We start from the raw sequence: 25,375 nt of genomic DNA, 5'->3' as shown, positions 1-25,375 counted from the left end.
GATGGGCGCCCGCGTTGCGCCTTTTTTTGCCCATATTGTTGATTAAGTCCATTAAATGCTTCACCTCTTTCTAGAAGGACATGCGTCATGTCGGAACTGATCGTCGAAAACCAGGGTGCCGTGCGCCTGCTGCGCCTGAATCGGCCGGAAAAGCACAACGCGCTGAACACGGCGCTGACCACGGCCTTGCTGCAAGCGCTGCGGCAGGCGGACCACGACACCTCCGTGCGCGCCGTGGTGCTGACCGGAAATGGAAAGTCGTTCTGCGCGGGCGCCGACACAACAGAGTTTTCAGGCCTGACGATGGAGCAGCCCGAGGCCGTGCTGAGCCGCGCGGATCTGACGACGGACCTGCATCTGGTGTTCTCGCGGATGACCAAGCCAGTCGTCGCGGCGGTGCATGGCAATGCGCTGGGCGGTGGCGCCGGTCTGGCGCTGGCGTGCGACCTGACCGTCATGGCTGACGATGTGCGTTTCGGGTATCCGGAACTGCGCCACGGCATCGTGGCTGCGGTCGTCATGGCGAATCTGGTGCGGCAAGTGGGCCGCAAGCACGCCTTTGAACTGGTGGTGATGGCCGAGCCCATCGACGGCGCGCGCGCACTGGCGCTGGGCATCGCCAACCGTTCGCTGCCTGCCGGACAGGTACTGGACGCGGCCATTGCCATGGCAACACGGCTGGCAGGCTGGGAGCCGGCCGCGATGGGGCTGACCAAGCGCGCCTTCCACCGCGCAGCCGACTTGGGGCTGGCCGAGGCGTTGGGGGTCGGGCGCGACGCCAACGTCATCATGCGGGGATTCCGCCAGGGAGCCGCGCGATGAGGCCGTTGGATGGCGTGACCATCCTGGATCTGTCGCGTGTACTGGCGTGTCCGTTCGCCTCGATGATCCTGGCCGAATTGGGGGCGACCGTGATCAAGGTCGAGCAACCCGGATCGGGCGACGAGACGCGCGGGTTTGAACCGCAAGTGCAAGGGGAGGGGGGCACCGAGTCGGCCTACTACCTGGCCTTCAATCGCAGCAAGCAATCGATCACGGTGAATTTCCGCAAGCCGGCGGGGCAGGCCTTGATCCGCCGGCTGGCCGAGACCAGCGACGTCGTGGTCGAGAACTTTCCCGTGGGCACGCTGGCGAAGTACGGGCTGGATCGGGACTCGATCGCGCCAGGCAATCCCGGGCTGATCTATTTTTCCTGCACGGGCTTTGGCATGACGGGGCCATACGCGCCGCGCAAGGGCTACGACACCGTATTCCAGGCCATGGGCGGCATCATGAGTCTGACGGGTGAACGCGGCGGCGGACCCGTCAAGCCGGGGCTGCCCGTGGGCGACCTGACGTCGGGATTGTGGGCCGCCATTGGCATCTTGTCGGCGCTGGTTGGCCGGGCGAAATCGGGGCAGGGTTGCCATATCGATTTCTCGATGCTCGATGGTCAGGTCGGCCTGCTGTCGCTGGCGGCGGCGCGCTATTTCGCGTTGGGCGAAGTGCCGCCACGGCTGGGCACCGAGCATCCGGGTCGCGTGCCGTCGGCGGCATTCGTGTGCAGTGACGGCCGATGGGTGCAGATCACGGGCAGCGATCAGCATTGGAAGCCGTTGTGCGAAGCGTTGGACTTGCCGCAATGGGCCGACGACGCGGAATTGGCGCGCAACGCCGTGCGCGTGGCACGGCGTGATGAAGTCATGGCGGGACTAGCGGCGGCGGCCGCGCGGCTGACGCGCGACGAACTATGCCGGCGTTGCGACGCGGTTGGTGTGCCGGCCGGCCCCATCCTGGATGTGGAAGAAATCCTGCACAACGAGCATGTGCTGGCGCGCGGCATGGTGTCCAGCTATGAACACCCCTCCATCGGCCGATTCGGCGCAGTGCCGGTGCCCTTCAAGTTCCAGGGATACGAAAACCCCCGCCTTGAACGGCCGCCATTGCTGGGGGAACACACCGAGCAACTGCTGACGTCACAGTTGGGGCTGACGCAGGATGAGATTCAAGCGCTGCGCGCCGAAGGCGCGATCTAGCGGCATTTCCCTTTCGTACCAAAAAAACCAATATTCCAGGAGACAACCTCATGAAGACCCTCAAGCGCCTGTGCTGCGGCCTGGCCGTCGCTGCGCTAAGCGCGACGGCCGCCGCGGCCGATTCCTATCCGTCCCAGCCGATCACGCTGGTCAACCCCTATGCGGCGGGCGGACCCGCCGATGTCTTGGGCCGGGCCTTGGCCCGCGAACTTGAGAAGCAATTGGGCAAGCCCGTGATCGTGGAAAACAAGGCGGGCGGCGGCGCGGCCATCGGCGCCAACTACGTGGCCCGAGCCAAGCCGGATGGCTACACCCTGCTGCTTGGCACCTCGGCCGCGCACGTCGTCACGCCCTTGATGCAGCGCACGCCGTATGACGGCATCAAGGATTTCGCCTTCGTGTCCATCGTGGCCAACCAGCCCAACATGTTGGTTGCGCGGCCCACCCTGAACGCGGGTAGCGTGGCCGATCTGGTGGCGCTTGCGCGCAAGGAACCGGGCAAGATCAACTATGCCTCAGCCGGGCCGGGCAGCTCGCCGCATTTGGGCGCCGAATTGTTCCGCCAGCGAGCGGGCGTGGATATCGTGCACATCCCCTACAGCGGCGCGGCACCCGCCATCAATGACCTGGTTGGCGGGCAGGTGGATATCGCCGTGCTGAACCTGGCGGCCAGCTTGCAATTCATTCGTAGCGGACGCCTGAAGGCGCTGGCCTATGCCAACGACAAGCGCTCGCCGCTGTTGCCCGATGTGCCCACCTTGGCGGAGTCGGGCGTGGTCGGGGCGGAATCCGCATCCTGGTACAGCCTGGCGGCGCCCAAGGGCACGCCGCCCGAGGTGCTGCAACGATTGAACGAGGCCGTGAGCCGGGTGAACGCCGATGTGGAATACGGCAAGCTGATGCAGGCGCAAGGCGTGGACTTGTGGAACATGTCTCCGCAACAGGCGACGGCGTTCGTGGAAAAGGATCAGGCGGCGATGCGCAAGCTGGTGGAGTCGGCGGGCCTGATGAAGAAGTAGAGGAATCGACGTGCGCTGACAAGCAACAAGCCGCCCCGTTGAGCTGACCCCCGAAAGTGGGACGTTGATCCAACCTTCGGGGGTTTTTACGTGGGCGGCTTGTTGCTTGGCGGGATGGGGAATGCGCTAGCCCGCCAGCGCGGCGGCGCGCGCCAAGGCCGCGCGGGTTTCATCCACCAGCTGTTGCATGACCACGCCGGCCGGCTGCACGCTGTCGATCAGGCCGGCGCTTTGTCCCGCTTCGACCTTGCCGCCTTCGACATCGCCCTCCAGGGCGGCTTGCTTCAGCGAACTGGCCGTGAACAGTGCATCCAGGTCGGCGTCTTCGAGCGCGCGTTCGGCGCTCAGGTATTGGCGGGCAAAGGTATTGCGCAGCATCCGTACCGGAGAGCGGCCGCGTCCGACCAGCGTGGTGTCCGAGACACCCGCAGCCAACACGGCCGCCTTGTAGTCGGCATGGACGCCGGCCTCGGGCGTCAGCAGAAAGCGGGTGCCCAGTTGCGCGCCGGCCGCGCCCAGGCACAGGGCGGCGGCAATGCCCGCGCCGTCGGCAATGCCGCCCGCCGCAACCACGGGCAACGTCACGCGGCGCACGATGGCGCGCACCAGCACGTGCAGGCCGATTTCGTCCGGGCCGGGATGGCCGCCGGCTTCCAGGCCCACGGCGATCACGGCATCCACGCCGGCCGCTTGTGCTTTTTCGGCATGCAGCGGGCTGGCGACGACCTGTAGCCATTTGATGCCGGCCTCGCGTGCGCGCCCCAGGTATTTCTGTGGACCGCCCTGAGACGCAATGATCGCTGGTACGCCTTCCCCAATGGCGATGTCCATGTGTTCCTGCGCACGCTTGTTGTAGAGCGGAATATTCACGGCGAAAGGGGCATCCGTGCCTGCGCGCACTTGGCGCACGGCGGCCAGCAGCGCTTCGGGATACATCGGGCCCGCGGCGATGACGCCCAGGCCGCCTGCCTGGGATACCGCCAACGCCAGTGCCGCGTTGGACGATGCCCAGCTCATGCCGCCCTGGATGATGGGATAGCGCGTGCCCAACAACCGGGTCAGCGGAGTTTGCAGAATCATGGCGTTGCCTGCGATATGGAAAACGCCATTTTCAATCAATTAGTTGATAATATCAACTATATTCGGCGTGCTTGTATTTACCGGGTGCCATCCGGATCGATAGCCGGTGTGGTGTCAGCGCGGGGGGGTGTAATGCCTGGCGCGCATGCGCAGCCGTTCCGTCATCAATACCGCCTGCGTGCGATTGGTGACGCTGAGTTTGCGCATGACGGCGGTCATGTGGCTCTTGACGGTGGCTTCGGACACATGGAGTTCATGGGCGATCTGCTTGTTCAAGAGACCGGCCGCCACCATTTGCAGCACACGGAACTGCTGTGGCGTCAGATCGCGCGTGCTGGCCGTCGGCGGGGCTGCGTCGCTGCCCGCCGTATCACTGCGTTCGGGCAACCAGGCGCCGCCGCCCAGCACGTGCCGCAGGGCGTCACCCAATGTGGCCGCGTCGATGGATTTCGGAATGAAGCCCTGTACGCCATGGTCCATCGACCGTCGCATCAACACGGGGTCGTCGCGTGCCGACAGGATGATGATCGGCAACTGGGGATGCCGGTCGCGCACATGCGCCAGCGGGCCGTAGCCGGCGCCGCCCGGCAGATTCAAGTTCAGCAGGAGCAGGGCAGCGTCCGGCCAGGCATCCACCAGTCCATAGAGCTTGCTCACGTGGTCGGCTTCGTGGACCACTGCGCGGGGAAACATGCGGACGATCATCGCGCACAGCGCTTCGCGAAACAGCGGATGATCGTCGGCAATCAGGAAGACGAGCATGGCGCTATCATGCCATGCGGCGTTCCCGCACCAATGCCTGCACGACCGAGGGATCTGCCAGCGTGGTGATGTCGCCCAGATCGTCGACGCTGTTCTCGGCGATCTTGCGCAGGATGCGGCGCATGATCTTGCCCGAGCGCGTCTTGGGCAGGGCGGGCGCCCATTGCAGATGGTCTGGCGTGGCGATGGGGCCGATCTCGCGCCGCACGTGGTCTACAAGTTCCTTGCGCAGGCTGTCGGATTCCATGGTGCCGGCCTTCAGCGTGACATAGACGTAGATGCCCTGACCCTTGATGTCATGGGCGAAGCCGACGGCGGCGGCTTCGGCAACCTTCGGATGCGATACCAGCGCGCTTTCCAGTTCGGCGGTGCCAATGCGGTGCCCGCTGACGTTCAGCACATCGTCCACGCGGCCGGTGATCCAGTAGTCGCCATCAGCGTCGCGACGGCAACTGTCGCCGGTGAAGTACATGCCGGGATAGTCCTTGAAGCAGCCTTCGATGTAGCGGCGGTCATCGCCGTAGACCGTGCGGGCCTGGCCGGGCCAGGAATCGCGGATGAAGAGATTGCCTTCGCCCGCGCCTTCGATCAGGGCTCCCGTCTTCACGTCGACCAGCGCGGGTTGGATGCCGAAGAACGGCATGCTGGCCGCTCCGGGTTTGCAGGCCTTGGCGCCAGGCAGGGGCGCAATCAGGATGCCGCCCGTTTCCGTCTGCCACCAGGTGTCCACGATGGGGCAACGGCCTGCGCCGACCACGCCGTGGTACCAGCGCCAGGCTTCGGGGTTGATGGGTTCACCCACCGTGCCCAACAACCGCAGCGATTTGCGCGACGTGCGCAGCACAGGTTCGGGGCCTTCACGCATCAGGGCGCGGATGGCGGTCGGGGCGGTGTAGAAGATGCTGACCTCGTGCTTGTCAATCACTTGCCAGAAGCGTGAGGCGTCCGGATAGCTGGGAACGCCTTCAAAGATGACGGAGGTGGCTCCGTTGGCCAGCGGGCCGTACACGATGTAGCTGTGGCCGGTGATCCAACCCACATCGGCCGTGCACCAGAAGACATCGCTGTCCCGGATATCGAAGATGACGGCATGGGTATACGCGGCATAGACGAGGTAGCCGCCGGTGGTGTGCAACATGCCCTTGGGCTTGCCGGTGCTGCCCGAGGTATAGAGGATGAACAGCGGATCTTCGGCGTTCATGCGTTCGGGGACACATTCGTCGGATTCCCGGTCCATCAGCTTGTCCAGCCAGTAGTCGCGCTCGGCCGTCATGCTGACGGGAGCCCCCGTGTGCCGGATTACCAGCACCGTGCGCACCCCCTCCATGCCTGGCATCTCCAGGGCGGCGTCCACGTTGGCCTTCAACGGAATCGTGCGGCCCGCGCGGCGGCCTTCGTCGGCGGTGATGATGGCCTTGGCGCCGCAGTTGCGCACACGGTCGGCGATCGAGGCCGGCGCGAATCCGCCGAACACCACGTTGTGCACGGCGCCGATGCGCGCGCAGGCCAGCAGGGCTGCCACGGTGTCCACGATCATCGGCATATAGATCGTGACGCGGTCGCCGCGTCCGATGCCCGCGCGGCGCAAGGCATTGCCCATCTTGCAGACCTTGGCGTGCAGTTCGCGGTAGCTGACGCGCTGCGAAGGCGTATCGGGGTCGTCGGGTTCCCAGATCAGCGCGGTCTTGTCGCCATGGGTCTCCAGGTGGCGATCCAGGCAGTTGACGCTGGCGTTCAGTTCCCCGTCGGCGTACCACCGGATGTGGAAGTCCTCGGTGGCGAAGCTGACGTCGCGGATTTGCGTGGGCTCGCGATACCACTGCACGCGCTGCGCAGCTTGCGCCCAGAAAGCGTCGGGATCGCTCAGCGAGGCCGCGTATTGTTCCTGGTACTGTTCCTGCGTAACCGTTTGCGGGCCGGCAAAGCCTTGTGGCACGGGATAAAGGTCGCGGATGGGGTCCATGGAAGCTCCTCTGAACGGTTAATGGGAGATGGCGGTGGCGGCGCCGATCCCGGTCTGGCTGCGGACGGTCAAGGCGTCGAACGCCGCGGCTTCCCGCTGGGCTCTGGGGCTCTTGTCCAGCTTCGAGAACAACCAGATCGAGAAGAACGCCAGGGGAATGGACAGGATGCCGGGGTTGGGGAAGGGCGTGATGGGCGCGGCAAAACCGAAGACGTCCACCCATACGGTCTTGCTCAGGATGACCCAGAGGGTGGCGCTGGCCAGGCCCAGGAATCCGCCGATGGTGACCCCGCGCGTGGTACAGCCGCGCCATGAGATCGACAACACCAGAACGGGGAAATTGGCGCTGGCGGCGATGGCGAAGGCCAAGCCCACCATGAATGCCACGTTCTGGTTCTCGAACACGATGCCCAGCAGGATGGCCATGACGCCCAGCGCTATGGTCGACAGGCGCGAGATGCGCATTTGCTGGTGCTCCGTGGCGCGGCCGCGCGCAATGACGTTGGCGTACAGGTCATGGGAGATCGCCGCAGCGCCGGCCAACGCCAGTCCCGCCACCACCGCCACGATCGTCGCGAACGTGACGGCTGCCAGGAACCCCAGCAACAGGCTGCCGCCCACGGCGTTGGCCAGGTGCACCGCCACCATGTTGGTGCCGCCGATCAGGCTTTTCAACATGTCGAAGCTGCCGTCTGCATTGGCCACGAAATATTCGGGGTGCCGAACCAGCAGGGCAACCGCGCCAAAGCCGATGATGAACGTCAGCAGATAGAAGTAGCCGATGAAGGAACTGGCGTAGATGACGGACTTGCGCGCTTCCTTGGCGTTCGATACCGTGAAGAAACGCATCAGGATGTGTGGCAGCCCGGCCGTGCCGAACGCCAGCGCGATGCCCAGCGACAAGGCGTTCAGCGGATTGCTGCTGACCTCGGCGCCCGGCGCCAGTAGTTCGCGGCCCGACGGATGAACGCGCACGGCTTCGGCCAGCAGCGCGTCCGGGCTGTAGCGGAAGGCGGCCATCACCAGCACCGTCATCAGCGTGGCGCCGAACAGCATCAGCACGGCCTTGATGATCTGCACCCAGGTGGTGGCGGTCATGCCGCCGAAAGCCACGTAGATCATCATCAGCGACCCGACGATCAGCACGGCGATGTTGTAGTCCAGCCCGAACAGCAGCACGATCAGCTTGCCCGCGCCCACCATCTGCGCGATCAGATACAGCGCGATGATCAGCAGCGATGCGCTGGCGGCAAGAATGCGCATGGGCGTTTGCGCCAGCCGGAACGACGTGACATCGGCGAAGTTGTAGCGCCCCAGGTTGCGCAGCCGCTCCGCGATCAGGAACATGACCACGGGCCAGCCGAACAGGAACCCGATGGCGTAGATCATGCCGTCAAAGCCGCTGACGTAGACCATGCCCGCGATGCCCAGGAACGAGGCGGCCGAGAGATAATCTCCGGCTATCGCCAGGCCATTCTGGAAGCCTGACAGGCCACCCCCCGCGGTGTAGAAATCGGACGTAGTCCGGGTGCGTTTGGCCGCCCAGTAAGTGATGCCCATGGTGGCAGCGATGAACGTCACGAACATGGCGATGGCGGAAGTGCTGGTCTGCCCCGTGGTGGCGGCTTGTGCCGTCGCGGTTAGCCCGGCCCACAATGCCAGCACGGCTGCGATGCTTGTCTTGTGCTTCATGAGACGTCCTTGACGATGGCGGCCAGAAGCGGATCGAACACGGTGTTGGACAGGTGGACGTAGGCGGAAACCAGCACCACGGCGCTGCATACGACGAGGGTGCCGGTCAGGACGCCGATGCTCATCGTCATGCCCGGCAGCGAACGCGCAAAGAACACCGGGTCGAAGGCCAGCGTCAGGATGAAGCCTGCGTAGATCACGGCGGTGATCGTGAAGAACAGCAAGCTGGCGCGGCTGCGCCGACGCAGCAATTCCTGATATTTGGGATGTCGCATGACGGCGGCCGTCAATGCTTCCGAAGAGGTCACTTGAGGAGTCTCCCGATGGTTATCGCCGGAGGGTTCTGGGATTCCGGTCTGGCCCGTGCGGGAATGCCGGGCGGGCTGCGGCCAATATAGAGACGCATCCGTCCGGGGGACACTCGACCTTAGTCGTAGGGGTAAGGCCCGAGGCGGAGGGACGAAAAGCGCGATGCGGCAGCATGGCTATTGCCGATTCGGACCCGGGGACTTGTATATGATGTGCGGATCCGTCCCGAGGAGGGGACGAAACCCATACAACAACCAGACTCGGGTTTCATGTCTAGTCAAACCGATACGATTTCCACGCGCACCATTGTCCTGGGCACCTTGGTGGTGTTGCTTGCCATGGGCGTTCGCGCGACTTTTGGCCTGTTCATGCAGCCGATGGGCCTGGCGCACGGCTGGGGCCGCGACGTATTTTCGATGGCCTTCGCCTTGCAGAACCTGGTGTGGGGCGTCGCGTGTATCTTCATGGGCATCCTGGCCGACCGTTACGGCTCGGGGCGCACCATCGCGCTGGGCGCGCTGCTGTACATGCTGGGCATGATCGGCACCCGTTTCGCCACTGACGAAACCACCCTGTACCTGACGGCCGGCGTGCTGGTCGGGCTGGGCCAGGCGGGCACCACCTTTCCGGTGATCCTGCCGGTGGTCGCGCGCGCGGTGCCACCCGCCTACCGCAGCACCGCGATGGGCATTGCCAGCGCCGGTGGTTCGCTGGGCCAGTTCGCCGTGGTGCCCACCGGGCAAGCGCTGATCACCGGCATGGACTGGCCGGGCGCGCTGTGGGTGCTTTCCTTGTTTGTGGCTTGCGCCGCGCCGCTGGCCTATTTTCTGCGCGGCCGTCCGCAATCGCAGTCAGGCCCCCATCAGTCACTGGCCTCGGCCGTGCGTCAGGCGGTGCGCCACCCGTCATTCCACTTTTTGTTCTGGAGCTACTTCGTCTGTGGCTTCCACACCGCCTTCATCACCTTGCACCTGCCGGCCTTCGTCACCGACGGCGGCCTGACGGCAGGGCAGGGGGCAACCGCCGTGGCGTTGATCGGCCTGTTCAACGTGCTGGGTTCGTTCTACGCGGGAAAGCTGGGCGGAAAATACAGCAAGAAGCGCTTGTTGGCCGTGGTGTATTTCATGCGGGCCTTTGGCATTTTGCTGCTGCTGGCCGTGCCATTGTCCTCTTGGGTGCTGTATGTCTTCGCGGCGTGGATGGGCCTGTTCTGGCTGGGCACGGTGCCGCTTACGCAAGGCCTGATTGGTCAGATCTACGGTTTGCGCTATGCCGCTACCCTGTCTGGCATTGTCTTCCTGGGCCATCAGTTGGGCAGCTTTATTGGTGTCTGGCTGGGGGGTTACGCTTACGCCAAGACGGGCAACTACGATATGGTCTGGTGGCTGGGCGTGGCGCTTGCCGTCATCGCGGCGCTGTTGTGCCTGCCGGTGCGTGAGCAACCGGTGACGCCAGTCGAAGCCCGTCCCGTGTCGGCCTGATGCCGATCAGCGAATCATGCCATCCAGAGAACCGCCCATGACGCCTGCCCAAGCCCCCGTCGTCCGCCGCCATCGGGGTTGGCGCGCACTGGGCATGCTGGCGTTGGCAGTCGTGCTGGGTTTGGCGTTCTGGGGCTACACCACGCCCGAAATGCAGGTCCACTGGGAAAATCTGGCTGCCCTCTGCGGGTTCTAGACGCCTTTGCCCCCTTGGCTCGCGGTATCCTACGACGGAGTTTCCTCCGTCGTTTTTTTCGTCACTCGCGCCTGTCCTTCCGACACGCGCCTTGTAGGTGCCCATGCAGGACGCATCGCTTTCCTATCCCGATCTATCGCTGCCGGACATCGGCGTCATGTCCGCTGCCGGCACGCTGGTGCTGACGGTGAACAACCGGCTGTCGCGACGGCTTACGCTGGAGCTGGCCGGCCTGCTGCGCCAGGAGCGTCAGGTCAGCGAGCTGCCTCGCATTCTGCCGCTGTCGGCCTGGCTGGCGGAATCCGCCAACGAACTGGCCTTCGAGGCGGATGGCGACATGCCCGCCTACCGGCTGGACAGTTTTGCCACGCAATTGGTGTGGACGGAAGCCATCCGCGCGGAAGAGGCCGAACGGGTGCTGCTGGATGCGAGCCAAGCGGCGCGGCTGTCCATGGATGCCGATCTGCTGATGGACGAATGGGATTTGCAGGTGCCGTCAGGCGCGGACACGGACGAATACCGCGGTTTTGCCCGATGGCGAGCGCGCTACCGCGATACGTTGACGGGCATCGATGCCGAAGACGCGAACCAGGGGTATGCGCGGGTGTTGCGCGCCCTGGAAGCGGGCCGGCTGGCCACGCCCGATCACCTGGTGCTGGCGGGGTTCACCGATGTGTCGCCGCGCTTTCGCCGTCTGCTGCATGCCTTCGAGGCGCAAGGCACCGTGGTCGCGCAGTGGCGAGATGCACAGCGGGTGGAGACCGTGGCGCGGCGATTTGAAGCACCGGATCAAGGCGGTGAATGGCGTGCCGCCGCCGCATGGGCGGCTAGCCAGCTGAAGGCGCATCCGCACGGACGCTATGCCATTGTGTCGCCCCAGCTGGAAGCCGAATCCCCCTTTGCGCGGCGTGTGCTCAGCCAGGCGCTGGCCGGCCGCGATGGTGCGCCGGCTTATGCGTTCAACGTGGCGGTGGGCCGTTCCCTGAATGAATGGCCGATGGCACGCGCGGCGCTGGCGTGGCTGCGCGCGCTGGCTGAATGCGCCGCCGGCAAGGGGTGCGGCGTGGACGTGCTGGGCGCTGCCTTGCTGGCTGGATATTGCGCCAGCGATGTGCGTGACCGCGCGCGTCTGGCGGCGATCGACGCGCGTTGGCGCCGGCAGGCCGTGCAGCGGGTCAGCCCGCAGGATTGGAAGAAGCTGTTGGCCGATACGCCCACCTTGGCGCAAGCCTGGAACCAGGCGATGGAGATCTGGACCCAGGGGGGCCGTCAAGCCACCTGCGACGTCTGGATACTGCGCATGAAGGCCGCGCTGACCGCGTTGGGTTTTCCGGGCGAAGCCGTGCTGGATAGCGTGGGCTACCAGGTCATGGGCGCGCTGGGTGACGCCTTGGGCAGTTTTTCGGCGCTGGCGCCGGCCGCAGGCCGGCTGGGCGGGGTGGCTGCGGTGAATCTGCTGCAAAGCGTGGCGCGGTCGGCTTCGTTCCAGCCGCAACGCGATCCCTTGGCTCGCCTGGACGTGCTGGGTCTGCTGGAAGCAGAGGGCGGCTACTGGGACGGCGTTTGGATACTGGGATTGACCGACGACGTGTTGCCTGCGTCGCCCAAGCCCAATCCCTTGTTGCCGCTGGCCGTGTTGCGCCAGGCCAAGGCCCCGCGCGCCACGCCCGAGCGTGAGCGCGAATGGGCTGAAGGCATGTACGCCGCGCTGTGCCGCTGCGCGCCCGACATCATCGTCAGCCATGCCCACATGGATGGTGAACGCGAATTGCGTCCTTCGCCGCTGATCGCCGCCACTGCGTTGACGGACTGGACACCGGCGGCGGCCGATCTTGTGGCGGCGTTGCCGCAAGAGTCCCTGGATGACAACCAGGGGCCGCCATTGGCTCCCGGCAATCGCGGAGGCGGGGGCCTGGATGTCCTGGACACGCAGGCGCGCAATCCGCTGTGGGCCTTTGTGCGCCATCGCTTGGGCGGACGCGAGCTTGCGCCCTATGCGGATACCGCCACCGTGAACGTGCGGGGCCAGTTCCTGCACAAGGCGCTGGAACTGGTGTGGGGCATGATGCCGGATCAGGAAACCTTGCACGACGTCATGGCCACCGGCCGACTGCCCGCCTTGCTGGAGCAGGCCGTGGCGCAGGCCGCCGAGGAAGAACTCAAGGACTACGCCCCGGCGCTGAAGGCATTGGAATGCCAACGCGCCCGAGCAGTGTTGTCATCCTGGTTGGACATGGAGGCGCAGCGTCTGCCGTTCGCCGTGGCCCAGGTTGAGAAGAACCACCAGTGGCAGCGCGGCGCGTTGACGCTGAAGCTGCGGCTGGACCGTATCGACAGCCTGGCCGATGGCCGCAACGTCATCGTCGACTACAAGACGGGCGTGGCTGCCGCCAAGCCAGAACCTGACTGGTCGCGCAGCCGTCCGGTGAACGTGCAATTGCCGTTCTATGCGTCGGTGCTGGCGGACGCCGCCGGCGGCGAGGTGGCCGGCCTGGTGTTGGCGCAGATCCACGCGCGGCAGGTGGCCGCGCAAGGCCTGGCCGACGAAGATCTGGGCGTGCCGGGCGTGACGCTGGCCAGCGACAGCAAATACTTCGACGGCCTGTCCTGGCCCGAGATCCGGCAGCGCTGGCGCGTGGCGATCGAAGCGCTGGCCGACGAATATGTCGCCGGAGTGGCGGCCAACGTGGCCTACCGCCGGGATGACCTGAAATACTGCGATGCATTGCCGTTCCTGCGTTTGCATCTGGACGACGAGGACGCATGAGCCATGACTGAACAAGAGCGCTTGCCGCAGGATCACGCCGCGCGCACCGACGCGCTGGACCCCACTCGTTCGTTTCTGGTGCAGGCTCCCGCCGGGTCGGGCAAGACCGAGCTGCTGACCGATCGCATCCTGGCGCTGCTGGCGACGGTGAACCGTCCCGAAGAAATCGTTGCCATCACCTTCACACGCAAGGCTGCCTCCGAGATGCATGCGCGCGTGCTGAGCAAACTGCGCCGTGGGCTGGATGCGCCGCCTGAGGCCATGCACGAACGTCGCAGCTGGGAGCTGGCCCGCGCCGCGCTGGCACGCAACGCCGAGCAGGGCTGGCATCTGCTGGACCATCCGGCACGCCTGGCCATCCGCACCATCGACTCGTTCTGCGCGGGCCTGGTGCGCAGCATGCCGTGGCTGTCGGAATTGGGCGGCATGCCCGAGATCACGGATAACGCCCGCGCGCATTACGAAGCCGCGGCGCGCGCCACGCTGGATCTGGCTGACGATTACGACGCCGTGCGCGTCTTGTTGCAGCATCTGGACGTGGACGTGCAGGCGGCCAAGGACGCCATCGCCGACATGCTCGGACAGCGCGACCAGTGGCTGCCGTTGCTGCGCCACGGTTCCGACCGCGCGGGCATGGAGGCCATGCTGGTCGAAGCCATCGGTGAAGACCTGGACGCGCTCAGCGAGGCCATGCCTTACGGCTGGGCTGAAGCGCTGTGCGGGCCGGCCCGGCTGGCGGCCACGCAATTGCAGGACGGCGATGAAGACAACAAGCTGCTGGCACTGCTGGACTGGACAGAGGAACTTCCACCCGATGCCGATGTGCTGGATCAATGGCGTGCCGTGGCGCATTTGCTGCTGACCGGCACGGGCAGTTTGCGCAAGACGGTCAACAAGAACCTGGGCTTTCCGGCCAAGTGCGCGCACAAGGAACCCTTTGTGGCGTGGCTGGAATCCGCTGACGGGCAAGCGGCCTGGGTGCGCCGCCTGAACGCGGTGCGGGATATTCCGGAACCACGTTTCACCGATGCGCAATGGGAAGTTCTGGGCGCGCAACTGATGACCCTGGCGCTGGCCGTGGCGCAGTTGCGCCTGCGTTTTGCTGACCAGGGCGAGGTTGATTTCATCGAGATCGCGCAACGCGCGGCCTCGGCGTTGGGCAGCGCGGACGATCCGGGCGAATTGCTGCTGAAACTGGACGCTTCGATCCGCCACTTGCTGATCGACGAATTCCAGGACACCAGCCAGACGCAGCTGGACCTGCTGCGCACGCTGACCTCGGGCTGGCAGGAAGGCGATGGCCGCAGCTTGTTCCTGGTGGGCGACCCCATGCAGTCCATTTATCGTTTTCGCAAGGCCGAAGTGGGATTGTTCCTGGAAGTGGCCGATACCGGGGTGGGCGAATTGCAGCCCGACTTCCTGAACCTGACCGACAATTTCCGTTCGCAGGCGGGCATTGTGGAATGGGTGAACCGGTCGTTCGTGGATCTATTGCCCAAGCGCAGTGACGCGGCGGCGGGCGCCATCACGTACAGTCCCTCCACCGCCTTCCACGAAGCGCTGCCCGATCCGGCGGTGCGCTTTCATCCCGCCTGGGCGCGTGCGGAGGCACCGCCAGCAGAAGAGCAGGCCGAAGAAATCGCGGTGGGGCTGGTGAAGCAGGCGCTGATCGACCATCAGGGCGCCAAGCATCCGGTCGCCGTCCTGGTGCGCGCCCGTAGCCACCTGGGCAACCTGACGCGCCGGCTGGCGCAGGAAGGCATCCGCTGTCGCGCCGTGGATCTGGTTCCATTGGCGTTGCGTCCGGTGGTGGCGGACCTGGTGCAGCTGGTTCGCGCGTTGTCGCATCCGGCGGATCGGCTTGCCTGGTTGTCGGTGCTGCGCGCGCCGTATTGCGGGCTGACGCTGACGTCCTTGCAACGCCTGTTTGGCGACGACCACATCACCCCCGTTCCCGTGCTGCTGGAGCGCGCGCTGCGCATCGTGCCGCCGACCTTGCCCGTGACAGCCAACACTGCGCCGCAAGGGTCGCTGTTTGACGCTGTGCCGGCCGTGCCCGATTCACCATCGGCGCAATCCCTGCTTGGCGCCGACGAATTCGCGCGGCTGCGCCAGGTGGCCGCCATCCTGCTGGACAAGCGCAACGATTCCGGCGCGATGCCGTTTGCGGCATGGGTCGAATCGCTGTGGCGCCGCCTGGGCGGCCCGGCGCTGTACGCCGGCCTGTCCGTGGCCAACGATGCGGAAAGCCTGTTCCAGCTGGTCGAGCGCCTTGCGCCGCATGGGGGCATTGATCCGGCCGCGCTGGACGCGGGCATTTCGCGCCTGTTCGCCGCCCCGGATGCGGCGGACGAGGACGAGGGCGCGGTCGAGATCATGACCATGCACAAGTCCAAGGGTCTTCAGTTTGAGACGGTCATCCTGTATGGCCTGCACCGTGCGCCGCGTGGCGATCAGGCGCCGCTGGTGCGTTTTGAACAAAGCGGTGGCCGCGTGTTGTTCGGCCCCGTCAAGCCACGCGCGGAAACCGAGGCCGACCCGGTGTCGCGCTACCTGGGCGCACGCGAGGCGCGTCGCGCTTCCTATGAAATCGACCGGCTGCTGTACGTGGCGGCAACCCGGGCGCGCAAGCGCCTGCATCTGGTGGGGCACGTATCGGTGGACGAGGCCACGGGCCAGGTCAAGACACCGCCCTCGGCCAGCCTGCTGGGCCGCTTGTGGCCTTGTCTGGATACTCCCACACCGCCGCCTGCCCAGGGCGACGCCGAACCCGAAACCGCCGATGGTCCGGAATGGCAGGGCGAACCTCTGCGACGGGTCGGGAATGAAGGGCTGGCGCAATTGGCGCGGCTGTCCGACATCACCGTCAGCGCCGGCTTTGGCGCCACGGCCCGAGGCGCCTGGGGCGATGGCAGCGAGCATCCCGCATGGCAATTGGAAGCCGGATACGATGCCGCCATCGGCACGCTGGCGCACGCCTGGCTGGCGCGGATCGGGCAGGACGGCGTGGATGCCTGGCCAGCCGATGCGCTGGCGGCACGGTTGGCCGCCATGCGCCGCCAACTGACCCGCGCCGGCATTCCGGCCAGCCAGGCCGATGACGCCGCCGAAGCGGTACTTGATACCTTGCAAGCCACGCTGGCCGACGAGCGGGGGCTGTGGCTGCTATCCCAATCCGGCGCCCGCCGGGAATGGCCGCTGATCGACGCCGCCGGCAAAGTCTCAGTCATCGACCTTGCTCTCAGCACGGAAGACGGCTGGCTGATCGTCGACTACAAAACCGGCCGCCCCCACCCCGGCGAACCTCCCGCCGCCTTCGCCACCCGCATGCGTCAACGCCACGGCGAACAACTCCAGCGCTACTGCGCCCAAGTCACCGCCCTGGACGGCCGCCGAGCCAGAGCGGCCCTCTACTTCCCCCGAGCCAAAGCCTGGATCGACCTAACCAGTTAAAGAAGAAAGGCCAGCAGATCAAAGCAACCCCCCCAGAACCAGCGCAGCAAATAAGGCAACGCGAAGCGAGCCAACATGGCAAGCGAAGCAAAGCCATCACCCCCTCCCCTCGGGGGGAGGACCGGGGAGGGACGCACATACTGCCCCTCGGTGCGCGCCTGCCGGAAGGCTAGCAAGCAAGGCAAAGCGAAGCGAGCCAACATGGCAAGCGAAGCAAAGCCATCACCCCCTGCCCTCGGGGGGAGGATCGGGGAGGGACGCACATACTGCCCCTCGGTGCGCGCCTGCCGGAAGGCTAGCAAGCAAGGCGAGGCGAAGCGAGCCAACATGGCAAGCGAAGCAAAGCCATCACCCCCTGCCCACGGGGGGAGGACCGGGGGGAGGGACGCACATACAGCCCCTCGGGGCCCGCCTGCCGGAAGGCTAGCAAGCAAGCAACGCGCAGCTCTGCTAGAATTCCGGCTGGCGGGCCCCTCCGCATGGTTCGACGGTGAACCTGGTCAGGTCGGGAACGAAGCAGCCATAGTCGTTTAGGGTCAGTGCCGGAGTAAGGCTCGCCAACCGGATTCTTCAAAGCAACGGGTAGTGATTCAACCCACCACGCGATTGCTTTCAAGGGGGACGGGGTTATTTTCCAGGGATTCGTTCCACGGGAATAAGCCCGTCCCCTTTGCATTTCAGCCAGCACGCGAAACAGGCTCTACAATCCAGCCATGACTTATCTGGTACTGGCCCGCAAGTGGCGGCCGCGATCGTTCGATACCCTCGTGGGACAGGATCACGTGGTGCGCGCGTTGACTCATGCGCTCGACACCCAACGCCTGCACCATGCCTGGCTGTTTACCGGCACCCGGGGCGTGGGCAAGACCACCCTGTCCCGGATCCTGGCCAAATCGCTCAACTGTGAAACCGGCATCACGTCCAAGCCGTGCGGCGTCTGCCGCGCGTGCACGGAGATCGATTCCGGACGCTTCGTCGACTACCTGGAACTGGACGCGGCCTCGAACCGCGGCGTCGAGGAAATGACGCAGCTGCTTGAGCAGGCGGTGTACGCGCCTGGCGCGGGGCGCTTCAAGGTCTACATGATCGACGAAGTGCACATGCTGACCGGGCACGCCTTCAACGCCATGTTGAAGACGCTGGAAGAGCCGCCGCCTCACGTCAAATTCATTCTGGCCACGACGGATCCCCAAAAGATCCCCGTGACGGTGCTGTCGCGCTGCCTGCAATTCAATTTGAAGCAGATGCCGGCCGACTCCATCGTCGGGCATTTGCAGGCGGTGCTGGGCCAGGAAGAAGTCGCTTTTGAAGTGCCTGCCTTGCGGCTGATCGGCCAGGCGGCCCAGGGTTCCATGCGCGACGCGCTGTCCCTGACCGACCAGGCCATCGCCTACAGCGCGGGCAACATGACCGAGGATGCCGTGCGCGGCATGCTTGGCACGATCGACCAACGCCATCTGGTGCGCTTGCTGGACGCCTTGTCCGCGGGCGACGCCAAGGGCGTGTTGGCGGTTGCCGATGAATTGGCGACCCGTGGCTTGTCATATGCCGGTGCGCTGGCTGATCTGGCCGTGCTGTTGTCGCGCGTGGCGATCGAGCAGCGGGTCACCGGCGTCACGCCTGCCGAAGACCCCTTGGCGGCCGACATCGCGCGCCTGGCGCTGGCCCTGCACCCCGATGCCGTGCAACTGTTCTATTCAGTGGCGGTGCATAGCCGCAGCGAACTGACGTTGGCTCCCGACGAGTACGCAGGCTTCATCATGGCCTGCTTGCGCATGTTGGCGCTGAACGGTGACGCAGGCCCGCAGGCCGCGTTGGAATCGCCGGCCGTGCCTGCCCGCCAGACGGCGGAACCGGCTATCGCTACTGCTGCGCCCGTCGCGGCGCCAGCGCCTGCCATGGCCGCTCCGGTCGCCGCGCCCGTCGCCGCTGTTATTCCCGCTGCGGCGGCACCCGCGCCCGCACCGGCACCGACTCCCGCAGCTGCACCTGCAACGGCACCTACAACGGCACCTGCAACGGCACCCGCAGCGGCACCCGCAGCGGCCGTGCCCGTTGCCGCCGTAGCGGCTTCGGTCGAACCCGCCGCGCAGGTTGCCACGCCGCAACCGGTGCCTGAAGTCATGCCCGCCACGGTGCAGGCAGAGGCTGAACCCGCATCGTCCCCGGAACCCGTCGCCAGTGCGCCTGAGCAGCAGGCCGCTCAGGCTGATGGCGTGCCGCCCTGGGAAGATCTGCCGGCTGACACCCCCGTCGCCCCGGAGGCCGCCGCCAAGTCCGCCGGTTCGGCCGCGCTGGCCGTCACGCCCGCCGTCGCTGCGGTGCTGGCCCCGGCGCCGGTTCCCGCGGATGGGCCGGTCGATGGCCCGCCTTCGTGGGTCGACGAAGAAATCCCGTTTGAAGCCGAAGGCGGCTTTGTTCCGGATGGCGGCTTCACGTCCGACCCGGACGACGAATTTGAAACCCTGGCCAGCAGCACGCCGTCAGCGGCTCCGGCTGCCGCCACGCCGGCCCGGCGCGAGGGCCCGGCGCCCGCACGCAAGCGCCAATCGCGCGCCCGCATGACGGACATGACCTCCGCAGGCTGGCCCGAGCTGGCCGCGCGCCTGCCGGTGACCGGCCTTGCCGCGGAACTGGCACGCCAGAGTGAATGGGCCGGCGTCCAGGGCGATGCCGTGGTCCTGCGCGTGGCGGTCAAAACGCTGGCCGAAAGCGAAAGCCGGGTTCGCCTGCAAACCGTCTTGTGCGAACATTTCGGTCAGGGCATCCGGCTGGTCGTGGAAGTCGGCGTCACCGGCGACGCCACGGCACATGCCGTGGCACAGGCCGAGCGCGCCGCGCGCCAGCAGGCCGCGGAAGACGCCGTGGCCGTCGATCCTTTTGTACAAGCGTTGTTGGCCGATTTCGGGGGCCAGATCGTATCTGGCTCCATCCGCCACGTTGATCCCCCAGCTGCTGCCTGAGGTAGCGGCAATCTCTTATTTCCCTCGTTCAAGGAACATCCATCATGATGAAAGGACAACTGGCCGGCCTGATGCGCCAGGCGCAGCAGATGCAGGAAAACATGAAGAAGGCGCAAGATGCGCTGGCCGAGATCCTGGTCGAAGGCGCCTCGGGCGGCGGCTTGGTCAAGGTCACCATGACTTGCCGTCACGACGTCAAGCGCGTGGTCATCGATCCGTCCCTGCTGGGCGACGACAAAGACATGCTGGAAGACCTGGTTGCCGCTGCGTTCAACGACGCGCTGCGCAAGGCGGAAACCACCTCCCAGGAAAAGATGGCAGGCGTCACCGCCGGCATGCCGCTGCCCCCGGGCATGAAGCTGCCTTTCTGATCAAGGCCGCAATAGGCTGCAATGGATCCCTTACTGCCTGAACCCGAACCGCTGGTGTCGCTGATCGAGGCGCTGCGGCGCCTGCCCGGCGTGGGCATCCGATCGGCCAGACGCATGGCGTATCACCTGCTTCAACATGACCCGCAAGGCGCGGACATGCTGGGGCAGGCCCTGGCCGGCGCGGTGCGGGATCTGAAGCATTGCGCGCGGTGCAACAGCTTTGCGGAAGACGAAGTCTGCGGCACCTGCGCCAACCCCAAACGCGATCCCTCGCTCTTGTGCATTGTGGAAACGCCGGCCGATCAGAACATGATCGAGTCCAGCCACGGCTATCGCGGGCTGTACTACGTGCTGATGGGCCGGGTGGCGCCGCTTGAGGGCATTGGTCCGCGCGAGCTGGACTTCGACCGCGTCATCAAGCGGGCGACCGACGGCGTGGTGCAGGAAGTCATCCTGGCCACCAACTTCACCGCCGAAGGCGAGACCACCGCCCACTTTCTGGGCGAAGCGCTGGGCGAACGCGGTTTGCGCGTGACGCGGCTGGCGCGCGGCGTGCCGGCCGGCAGTGAATTGGAATACGTTGATGCCGGCACGATCGCCTGGGCCCTGATGGAGCGAAAGACGACCTAGGGCTCGCCGCATCACAATAGCCAGCCGGCAACGTACCGGCATGGCAAGACACGTGAGGAAGACAAACCATGTCAGCGCTGACCGGACTCAAGGTCCTGGAACTCGGCACGCTCATCGCCGGCCCCTTTGCCGCGCGCATCTTCGGCGAATTCGGCGCCGATGTCATCAAGGTGGAAACGCCGCATGGCCCTGACGGCACGGGCGGCGGTGATCCCATCCGTAGCTGGCGCCACCTGCACGAGGGCAATTCGCTCTGGTGGACGGTGCAGGCTCGCAACAAACAATCCATCGCCCTGAACCTGAAAGACCCGCGCGCGCAGGAAATTGCGCGCAAGCTGGCGCTGGACGCCGACGTCGTGGTTGAAAACTACCGGCCTGGCGTGCTGGAAAAATGGGGCCTGGGCTATGAACAGCTACGCGCCATCAACCCTGCGCTGATCATGGTCCGGCTGTCCGGTTATGGCCAGACCGGCCCCATGAAGGACCAGCCGGGTTTTGGGGCCATCGGTGAATCGATGGGCGGCTTGCGCTACGTGTCGGGCCACCCCGATCGTCCGCCGTTGCGGGTTGGCATCTCCATTGGCGACTCCATCGCTGCGTTGCATGGCGTGATCGGCGCCATGATGGCGTTGCGCCACCGCGATGCCACGGGCGGGCGCTGGAATGGCAAGACGGGCGATGCCAGCCAGGCCGGGCAGGGCCAGATGGTTGACGTGGCGCTGTACGAAGCCGTTTTCAACATGATGGAAAGCCTGGTGCCCGAATACGACGTGGCCGGCGTGGTGCGCGAGCGCACCGGCGGCGCGTTGCCAGGCATCGTGCCGTCCAACACCTACACCACGCGCGACGGCCAGAACGTCGTCATCGCCGGCAACGGCGACGCTATCTTCCATCGCCTGATGCGCGCCATTGGCCGGGACGACCTGGCCGAAGATCCTGATCTGGTGCGCAACGACGGCCGCGCGCGCCGGGTCGAGGAGATCGATGGCGCCATCCAGCAATGGTGCGGCGGACGCGGCATCGAAGAGGCGCTGGGCACGCTGAAGGGCGCGGATGTGCCCGTCGGCAAGATCTACAGCGTGGCCGATATGTTCAGCGATCCGCAGTTCCTGGCACGCCGAATGATCGAACAACATCACTTCGCCGATGGCAGTCCGGTCAAGCTGCCGGCGGTGGTTCCCAAGCTGTCGGAGACCCCCGGACAGACGCGCTGGGTGGGGCCGGCATTAGGGGAACATACCGAGGAAGTCCTGAAATCGCTGGGGTATGATTCAGCGGCTATTGATGAGCTGGCGAAGACCGGCGCTATCGGTAAACCCGACAACTAGGAGACAACCACATGTCAGTTACCCGCCGTGAATTGCTCAAGATGGCTGGCGCTGCCGGCGTCATGGGCATGGCGCCCGCCATCGTGCGCGCACAGAAGCTTGAAAAGACCAAGGTCCAGATCGCCGTGGGCGGCAAGCCCCTGATCTACTACCTGCCCTTGTCCATCGCCGAAGCCCGTGGCTACTTCAAGGATGAAGGTCTGGAGGTCAGCATTGCCGACTTCGCGGGTGGCTCCAAGGCGTTGCAGGCAGTGGTGGGCGGCAGCGCCGACATCGTGTCGGGCGCATTCGAGCACACGCTTTCCATGCAGTCCAAGGGCCAGGCCTACCGCGCTTTCGTGCTGCAAGGCCGCGCGCCGATGATCGGCGTGGGCGTCTCCAAGAAGAACCTGCCCAACTACAAGGGTCCGGCCGACTTGAAGGGCAAGAAGATCGGCGTGACCGCGCCGGGCTCGTCCACGAACATGGTGGTCAGCTTCTTCCTGGCCAAGCATGGCCTGAAGGCGTCGGACGTCTCGATCATCGGGGTGGGCGCAGGTGCGGGTGCCGTGACGGCGCTGCGCAGCGGCCAGATCGACGCCATCTCCAACACCGACCCCGTGGTGTCGATGCTGGAGATGCCGGGCGACATCCAGATCATCGTCGACACGCGCACCCTCAAGGACACGCAGGACATCTTCGGCGGCAACATGCCGGCCGGCTGCCTGTACGCGCCGCAAGCGTTCATCGACGCCAATCCGAATACCACGCAGGCGCTGGCCAACGCGCTGGTCCGGGCGGACAAGTGGATCCAGAAGGCAGGCCCCGACGAGATTGCCAAGATCGTGCCGGAAACCTATCTGCTGGGCGATCCGGCCGTCTACAAGGCTGCCATCGCGAAGAGCCTGGAAGGTCTGTCGCCCAACGGCATGATCCCCGAGGACGGCGCGGCGACCGCGCTGAAGGCGCTGGCCGCTTACCAGGCGGACTTCGACGGCTCGAAGATTGATCCTTCCAAGGTCTGGACCAACGATTTTGCCCGTCGTGCCAACGAGAAGTATGCCAATGGCTGAAGCCGCACTGTCGCTGGAAAATATCAGTTGCACCTTTGTTTCGCGTGACGACCGGTCGCAGCGCTACACCGCTGTCAGCGACACGACCCTGGCCATCGCGCCAGGGGAGTTCGTGTCGGTGGTGGGCCCGACCGGTTGCGGAAAATCCACCTTGCTCAACGTCGGCGCCGGCTTGCTGTCGCCGTCGACGGGGCAGGTGAAGGTCTTCGGCGAGCCCCTGTCGGGCATCAACGCCCGCGCGGGCTATATGTTCCAGGGCGAGGCGCTCTTGCCCTGGCGCAGCGCGCTGGACAACGTGGTGGCGGGGCTGGATTTTGCGGGTGTGCCTCGCTCGGAAGCGCTTGAGCGCGGCCGGGAATGGATGCGCCGCGTGGGTCTGGGAGGCTTTGAAAGTCGCTATCCGCATCAGATGTCCGGCGGCATGCGCAAGCGCGCCATGCTGGCTCAGACGCTGATTCGTGATCCGGACATCATTCTGATGGACGAGCCGTTTTCCGCGCTGGACATCCAGACGCGCCAGCTGATGGAAAACGAAGTGCTGGAACTATGGATGGCCAAGCGCAAGGCGGTGCTGTTCATCACGCACGACCTGGACGAAGCCATCGCGATGAGCGACCGTGTGATCGTGCTGTCGGCGGGCCCCGGTACGCATCCGATCGGCGAATTCACCATCGATCTGCCACGTCCGCGCGATGTGGCCGAGGTGCGCGCCCATCCGCGCTTCGTCGAGCTGCATTCGGCCATTTGGGCTGTGTTGCGCGAAGAAGTGCTCAAGGGCTATGCCCAACAGAAGCGAGCCTGAGGTATGTCGAAGTCATTCAAATCCGGTTCCGCCAGCCTGCGCTTCTGGCAACTGCTGTTGTTGGTCGTCATCCTGGGCGTCTGGCATTTCGCGTCGCGCGATTCCAAAGTGGCCTTCTTCTTTGGCGAGCCGCTGAAAGTCTGGGGCCGCATCTGGGCCTGGTTCATCACCAATGCGGATATCTACACGCACTTGTGGGTGACGCTGACCGAGACCGTGCTGGCGTTTTTCATCGGCACCATCGCCGGCCTGGGCTTCGGCTTGTGGCTGGGCCTGTCGCCACGCGCAAGCGCCATTCTGGATCCCTATATCAAGGCCGCCAATTCGATGCCGCGCGTGATTCTGGCGCCCATCTTCGGCATGTGGTTCGGGCTGGGGATCTGGTCGAAGGTCGCGCTGGCCGTTACGCTGGTGTTCTTCATCGTGTTCTTCAACGTCTACCAGGGCGTGCGCGAAGTCAGCCCCACCTTGCTGGATAACGCCCGCATGCTGGGTGCGCGCAAGCGCCAATTGCTGCGCCACGTCTACCTGCCGTCCGCCACCAGTTGGGTGTTCTCCAGCCTGCATACGTCCGTGGGCCTGGCCTTCGTGGGCGCGGTGGTCGGGGAATATCTGGGGTCGGCCAGCGGTGTGGGCTACCTGATCCTTCAGGCGGAAGGCACGTTTGATGTGAACACGGTGTTCGCGGGCATCGTCGTGTTGACGGCATTCGCGCTGGTGCTGGACTACATCGTCGGCATCGGTGAAAAGCGCTTGATGAAGTGGCAGCCGAAATCGGGTGAAACCGAAAAGCTGTAGTCAGGCACCGCAGTCAGACCCACTCAAGTCAGACCACCCAAGCATCAAGGCGCAGGGGCTGGCAGGCGGAGCGACCAACGATGCGTATGGCGCTCCAAATGCCAGCCTGACTCGGCGGCAAGGAGTTCGACCTCCTGCGGATCGAACGCCACCTGCTGCCCCACGGCAAAGTCCGGCGGGGCGGAAAAACAGGCATGCCAGATATCGGCCTGCGAGAAATCCAGCGTCACATCGGCATCCTCGGGAAGCGCGGGCAGCAGGCACAGCAGCCACGCCAGCAGCAGATAGCGCGTGGTGAATTGCGGTAAATCGATGGCCGCGATCTCGTCGGGCCACGTCACGCTGCGCCGCGACAGCAGCAGATGCGAGAACATCAGCTTGCGGCATTCCCGCAGCAAGGCGTCGGCCGGCGCAAGCGCGCCCTTGTCCGTCAGCCATTGATCCAAGTCCCGCACCACGTTGACACTGTCTTCAAGCATGCCCGTCATGTCACCCGCCAGCCGCTGGCAGCGTTGTTGCAGGGCGCTGGCGTCGGCGCCTTCGGGTGTCTGGCGCAGCATTGCGGCAGCCAGCGTCGCGTTGGACAACGGCCCGACTACCTCGTGGCGCAGCACGGGAAAGACCTGAGCCAGCACTTTCAGCCGCACGCCATGGGCCGCCAGGACTTGCAGGGGAGTGGCGAGTGGCATCGGGG

20 protein-coding genes and 1 other RNA gene are annotated in these 25,375 nt (G+C 65.5%); 15 read left to right on the top strand and 6 right to left on the bottom strand.

The window, feature by feature from the left end:
- Positions 1–87 precede the first annotated feature (87 nt).
- The 3 genes from HV753_RS29280 to HV753_RS29270 are packed head-to-tail and all read left to right on the top strand — an operon-like array spanning position 88 to position 3,034.
- The gene (locus HV753_RS29280) at positions 88–822 is read left to right on the top strand and encodes an enoyl-CoA hydratase/isomerase family protein (RefSeq protein ID WP_175178073.1); all 735 of its coding nucleotides are present in this window, start codon (positions 88–90) and stop codon (positions 820–822) included.
- Positions 819–2,015 carry a CaiB/BaiF CoA transferase family protein gene (locus tag HV753_RS29275; protein WP_175178072.1) on the top strand — a complete coding sequence of 399 codons (1,197 nt, stop codon included), beginning with the start codon at positions 819–821 and terminating at the stop codon, positions 2,013–2,015. Before HV753_RS29280 ends, HV753_RS29275 begins: the two co-directional genes overlap by 4 nt.
- Positions 2,016–2,065: 50 nt before the next feature.
- Positions 2,066–3,034 (top strand): tripartite tricarboxylate transporter substrate binding protein, encoded by a 969-nt coding sequence (locus tag HV753_RS29270; RefSeq protein WP_175178071.1) that lies wholly within the window; start codon positions 2,066–2,068, stop codon positions 3,032–3,034.
- A 126-nt stretch (positions 3,035–3,160) separates the two neighbouring features.
- Here HV753_RS29270 and HV753_RS29265 read toward each other — a convergent pair whose 3' ends face one another.
- From HV753_RS29265 to HV753_RS29245, 5 genes are all read right to left on the bottom strand, one after another.
- Entirely contained in the window at positions 3,161–4,114 is a 954-nt protein-coding gene (locus tag HV753_RS29265) for an NAD(P)H-dependent flavin oxidoreductase (RefSeq protein WP_175178070.1), read from the bottom strand.
- Positions 4,115–4,228: 114 nt separating this feature from the next.
- Entirely contained in the window at positions 4,229–4,876 is a 648-nt protein-coding gene (locus HV753_RS29260; RefSeq protein ID WP_175178069.1) for a response regulator transcription factor, read from the bottom strand.
- A 7-nt stretch (positions 4,877–4,883) separates the two neighbouring features.
- Positions 4,884–6,839, bottom strand: coding sequence for an acetate--CoA ligase (gene acs / locus HV753_RS29255; protein ID WP_175178068.1), 1,956 nt, complete (start codon positions 6,837–6,839; stop codon positions 4,884–4,886).
- A gap of 18 nt (positions 6,840–6,857) precedes the next feature.
- On the bottom strand, positions 6,858–8,531 hold the full coding sequence (gene actP / locus HV753_RS29250; protein WP_175178067.1) for a cation/acetate symporter ActP: 1,674 nt from the start codon (positions 8,529–8,531) through the stop codon (positions 6,858–6,860).
- Complete coding sequence (locus HV753_RS29245; protein WP_175178114.1) at positions 8,528–8,806, bottom strand: DUF485 domain-containing protein; 279 nt, start codon at positions 8,804–8,806, stop codon at positions 8,528–8,530. Before HV753_RS29245 ends, actP begins: the two co-directional genes overlap by 4 nt.
- 303 nt (positions 8,807–9,109) lie before the next feature.
- Between HV753_RS29245 and HV753_RS29240 the strand changes: the two genes are divergently transcribed.
- From HV753_RS29240 to HV753_RS29185, 12 genes are all read left to right on the top strand, one after another.
- A complete protein-coding gene (locus HV753_RS29240; RefSeq protein ID WP_175178066.1) occupies positions 9,110–10,321 on the top strand; it encodes an MFS transporter in 1,212 nt (403 codons plus the stop codon).
- Positions 10,322–10,358: 37 nt separating this feature from the next.
- On the top strand, positions 10,359–10,517 hold the full coding sequence (locus HV753_RS29235; RefSeq protein ID WP_175178065.1) for a hypothetical protein: 159 nt from the start codon (positions 10,359–10,361) through the stop codon (positions 10,515–10,517).
- A gap of 103 nt (positions 10,518–10,620) precedes the next feature.
- Positions 10,621–13,284, top strand: coding sequence for a PD-(D/E)XK nuclease family protein (locus HV753_RS29230; protein WP_175178064.1), 2,664 nt, complete (start codon positions 10,621–10,623; stop codon positions 13,282–13,284).
- Between the two features lie 3 nt (positions 13,285–13,287).
- Positions 13,288–16,737 carry a UvrD-helicase domain-containing protein gene (locus HV753_RS29225; protein ID WP_175178063.1) on the top strand — a complete coding sequence of 1,150 codons (3,450 nt, stop codon included), beginning with the start codon at positions 13,288–13,290 and terminating at the stop codon, positions 16,735–16,737.
- Between the two features lie 464 nt (positions 16,738–17,201).
- Positions 17,202–17,299: signal recognition particle sRNA small type (ffs, locus tag HV753_RS29220), an RNA gene on the top strand.
- 151 nt (positions 17,300–17,450) lie between these two features.
- A complete protein-coding gene (locus HV753_RS29215; RefSeq protein ID WP_175178062.1) occupies positions 17,451–19,700 on the top strand; it encodes a DNA polymerase III subunit gamma/tau in 2,250 nt (749 codons plus the stop codon).
- Positions 19,701–19,744: 44 nt separating this feature from the next.
- A complete protein-coding gene (locus HV753_RS29210) occupies positions 19,745–20,071 on the top strand; it encodes a YbaB/EbfC family nucleoid-associated protein (protein WP_006221090.1) in 327 nt (108 codons plus the stop codon).
- A 21-nt stretch (positions 20,072–20,092) separates the two neighbouring features.
- On the top strand, positions 20,093–20,701 hold the full coding sequence (gene recR / locus HV753_RS29205) for a recombination mediator RecR (RefSeq protein ID WP_175178061.1): 609 nt from the start codon (positions 20,093–20,095) through the stop codon (positions 20,699–20,701).
- Positions 20,702–20,769: 68 nt separating this feature from the next.
- On the top strand, positions 20,770–22,029 hold the full coding sequence (locus tag HV753_RS29200) for a CaiB/BaiF CoA transferase family protein (protein ID WP_175178060.1): 1,260 nt from the start codon (positions 20,770–20,772) through the stop codon (positions 22,027–22,029).
- An 11-nt stretch (positions 22,030–22,040) separates the two neighbouring features.
- A complete protein-coding gene (locus HV753_RS29195; protein ID WP_175178059.1) occupies positions 22,041–23,081 on the top strand; it encodes an ABC transporter substrate-binding protein in 1,041 nt (346 codons plus the stop codon).
- Entirely contained in the window at positions 23,074–23,883 is an 810-nt protein-coding gene (locus HV753_RS29190) for an ABC transporter ATP-binding protein (protein ID WP_175178058.1), read from the top strand. The genes HV753_RS29195 and HV753_RS29190 overlap by 8 nt, the downstream gene beginning before the upstream one ends.
- A 3-nt stretch (positions 23,884–23,886) precedes the next feature.
- Entirely contained in the window at positions 23,887–24,681 is a 795-nt protein-coding gene (locus HV753_RS29185; protein ID WP_169271640.1) for an ABC transporter permease, read from the top strand.
- 44 nt (positions 24,682–24,725) lie between these two features.
- Here HV753_RS29185 and HV753_RS29180 read toward each other — a convergent pair whose 3' ends face one another.
- Positions 24,726–25,370 (bottom strand): hypothetical protein, encoded by a 645-nt coding sequence (locus HV753_RS29180; RefSeq protein ID WP_175178057.1) that lies wholly within the window; start codon positions 25,368–25,370, stop codon positions 24,726–24,728.
- Between the last annotated feature and the right edge of the window lie 5 nt (positions 25,371–25,375).

Source organism: Achromobacter pestifer (genome assembly GCF_902859625.1).
Lineage (GTDB): Bacteria > Pseudomonadota > Gammaproteobacteria > Burkholderiales > Burkholderiaceae_B > Achromobacter > Achromobacter pestifer.
This window is presented reverse-complemented; position numbering and strand designations above follow the sequence as displayed.

What these genes read in the sequence shown, in the direction of transcription:
- HV753_RS29280 (WP_175178073.1), top strand. Translation starts at nt 88, where the DNA reads ATGTCGGAACTGATCGTCGAAAACCAGGGTGCCGTGCGCCTGCTGCGC.
- HV753_RS29275 (WP_175178072.1), top strand. Translation starts at nt 819, where the DNA reads ATGAGGCCGTTGGATGGCGTGACCATCCTGGATCTGTCGCGTGTACTG.
- HV753_RS29270 (WP_175178071.1), top strand. Translation starts at nt 2,066, where the DNA reads ATGAAGACCCTCAAGCGCCTGTGCTGCGGCCTGGCCGTCGCTGCGCTA.
- HV753_RS29265 (WP_175178070.1), bottom strand. Translation starts at nt 4,114, where the DNA reads ATGATTCTGCAAACTCCGCTGACCCGGTTGTTGGGCACGCGCTATCCC.
- HV753_RS29260 (WP_175178069.1), bottom strand. Translation starts at nt 4,876, where the DNA reads ATGCTCGTCTTCCTGATTGCCGACGATCATCCGCTGTTTCGCGAAGCG.
- acs (WP_175178068.1), bottom strand. Translation starts at nt 6,839, where the DNA reads ATGGACCCCATCCGCGACCTTTATCCCGTGCCACAAGGCTTTGCCGGC.
- actP (WP_175178067.1), bottom strand. Translation starts at nt 8,531, where the DNA reads ATGAAGCACAAGACAAGCATCGCAGCCGTGCTGGCATTGTGGGCCGGG.
- HV753_RS29245 (WP_175178114.1), bottom strand. Translation starts at nt 8,806, where the DNA reads ATGCGACATCCCAAATATCAGGAATTGCTGCGTCGGCGCAGCCGCGCC.
- HV753_RS29240 (WP_175178066.1), top strand. Translation starts at nt 9,110, where the DNA reads ATGTCTAGTCAAACCGATACGATTTCCACGCGCACCATTGTCCTGGGC.
- HV753_RS29235 (WP_175178065.1), top strand. Translation starts at nt 10,359, where the DNA reads ATGACGCCTGCCCAAGCCCCCGTCGTCCGCCGCCATCGGGGTTGGCGC.
- HV753_RS29230 (WP_175178064.1), top strand. Translation starts at nt 10,621, where the DNA reads ATGCAGGACGCATCGCTTTCCTATCCCGATCTATCGCTGCCGGACATC.
- HV753_RS29225 (WP_175178063.1), top strand. Translation starts at nt 13,288, where the DNA reads ATGACTGAACAAGAGCGCTTGCCGCAGGATCACGCCGCGCGCACCGAC.
- HV753_RS29215 (WP_175178062.1), top strand. Translation starts at nt 17,451, where the DNA reads ATGACTTATCTGGTACTGGCCCGCAAGTGGCGGCCGCGATCGTTCGAT.
- HV753_RS29210 (WP_006221090.1), top strand. Translation starts at nt 19,745, where the DNA reads ATGATGAAAGGACAACTGGCCGGCCTGATGCGCCAGGCGCAGCAGATG.
- recR (WP_175178061.1), top strand. Translation starts at nt 20,093, where the DNA reads ATGGATCCCTTACTGCCTGAACCCGAACCGCTGGTGTCGCTGATCGAG.
- HV753_RS29200 (WP_175178060.1), top strand. Translation starts at nt 20,770, where the DNA reads ATGTCAGCGCTGACCGGACTCAAGGTCCTGGAACTCGGCACGCTCATC.
- HV753_RS29195 (WP_175178059.1), top strand. Translation starts at nt 22,041, where the DNA reads ATGTCAGTTACCCGCCGTGAATTGCTCAAGATGGCTGGCGCTGCCGGC.
- HV753_RS29190 (WP_175178058.1), top strand. Translation starts at nt 23,074, where the DNA reads ATGGCTGAAGCCGCACTGTCGCTGGAAAATATCAGTTGCACCTTTGTT.
- HV753_RS29185 (WP_169271640.1), top strand. Translation starts at nt 23,887, where the DNA reads ATGTCGAAGTCATTCAAATCCGGTTCCGCCAGCCTGCGCTTCTGGCAA.
- HV753_RS29180 (WP_175178057.1), bottom strand. Translation starts at nt 25,370, where the DNA reads ATGCCACTCGCCACTCCCCTGCAAGTCCTGGCGGCCCATGGCGTGCGG.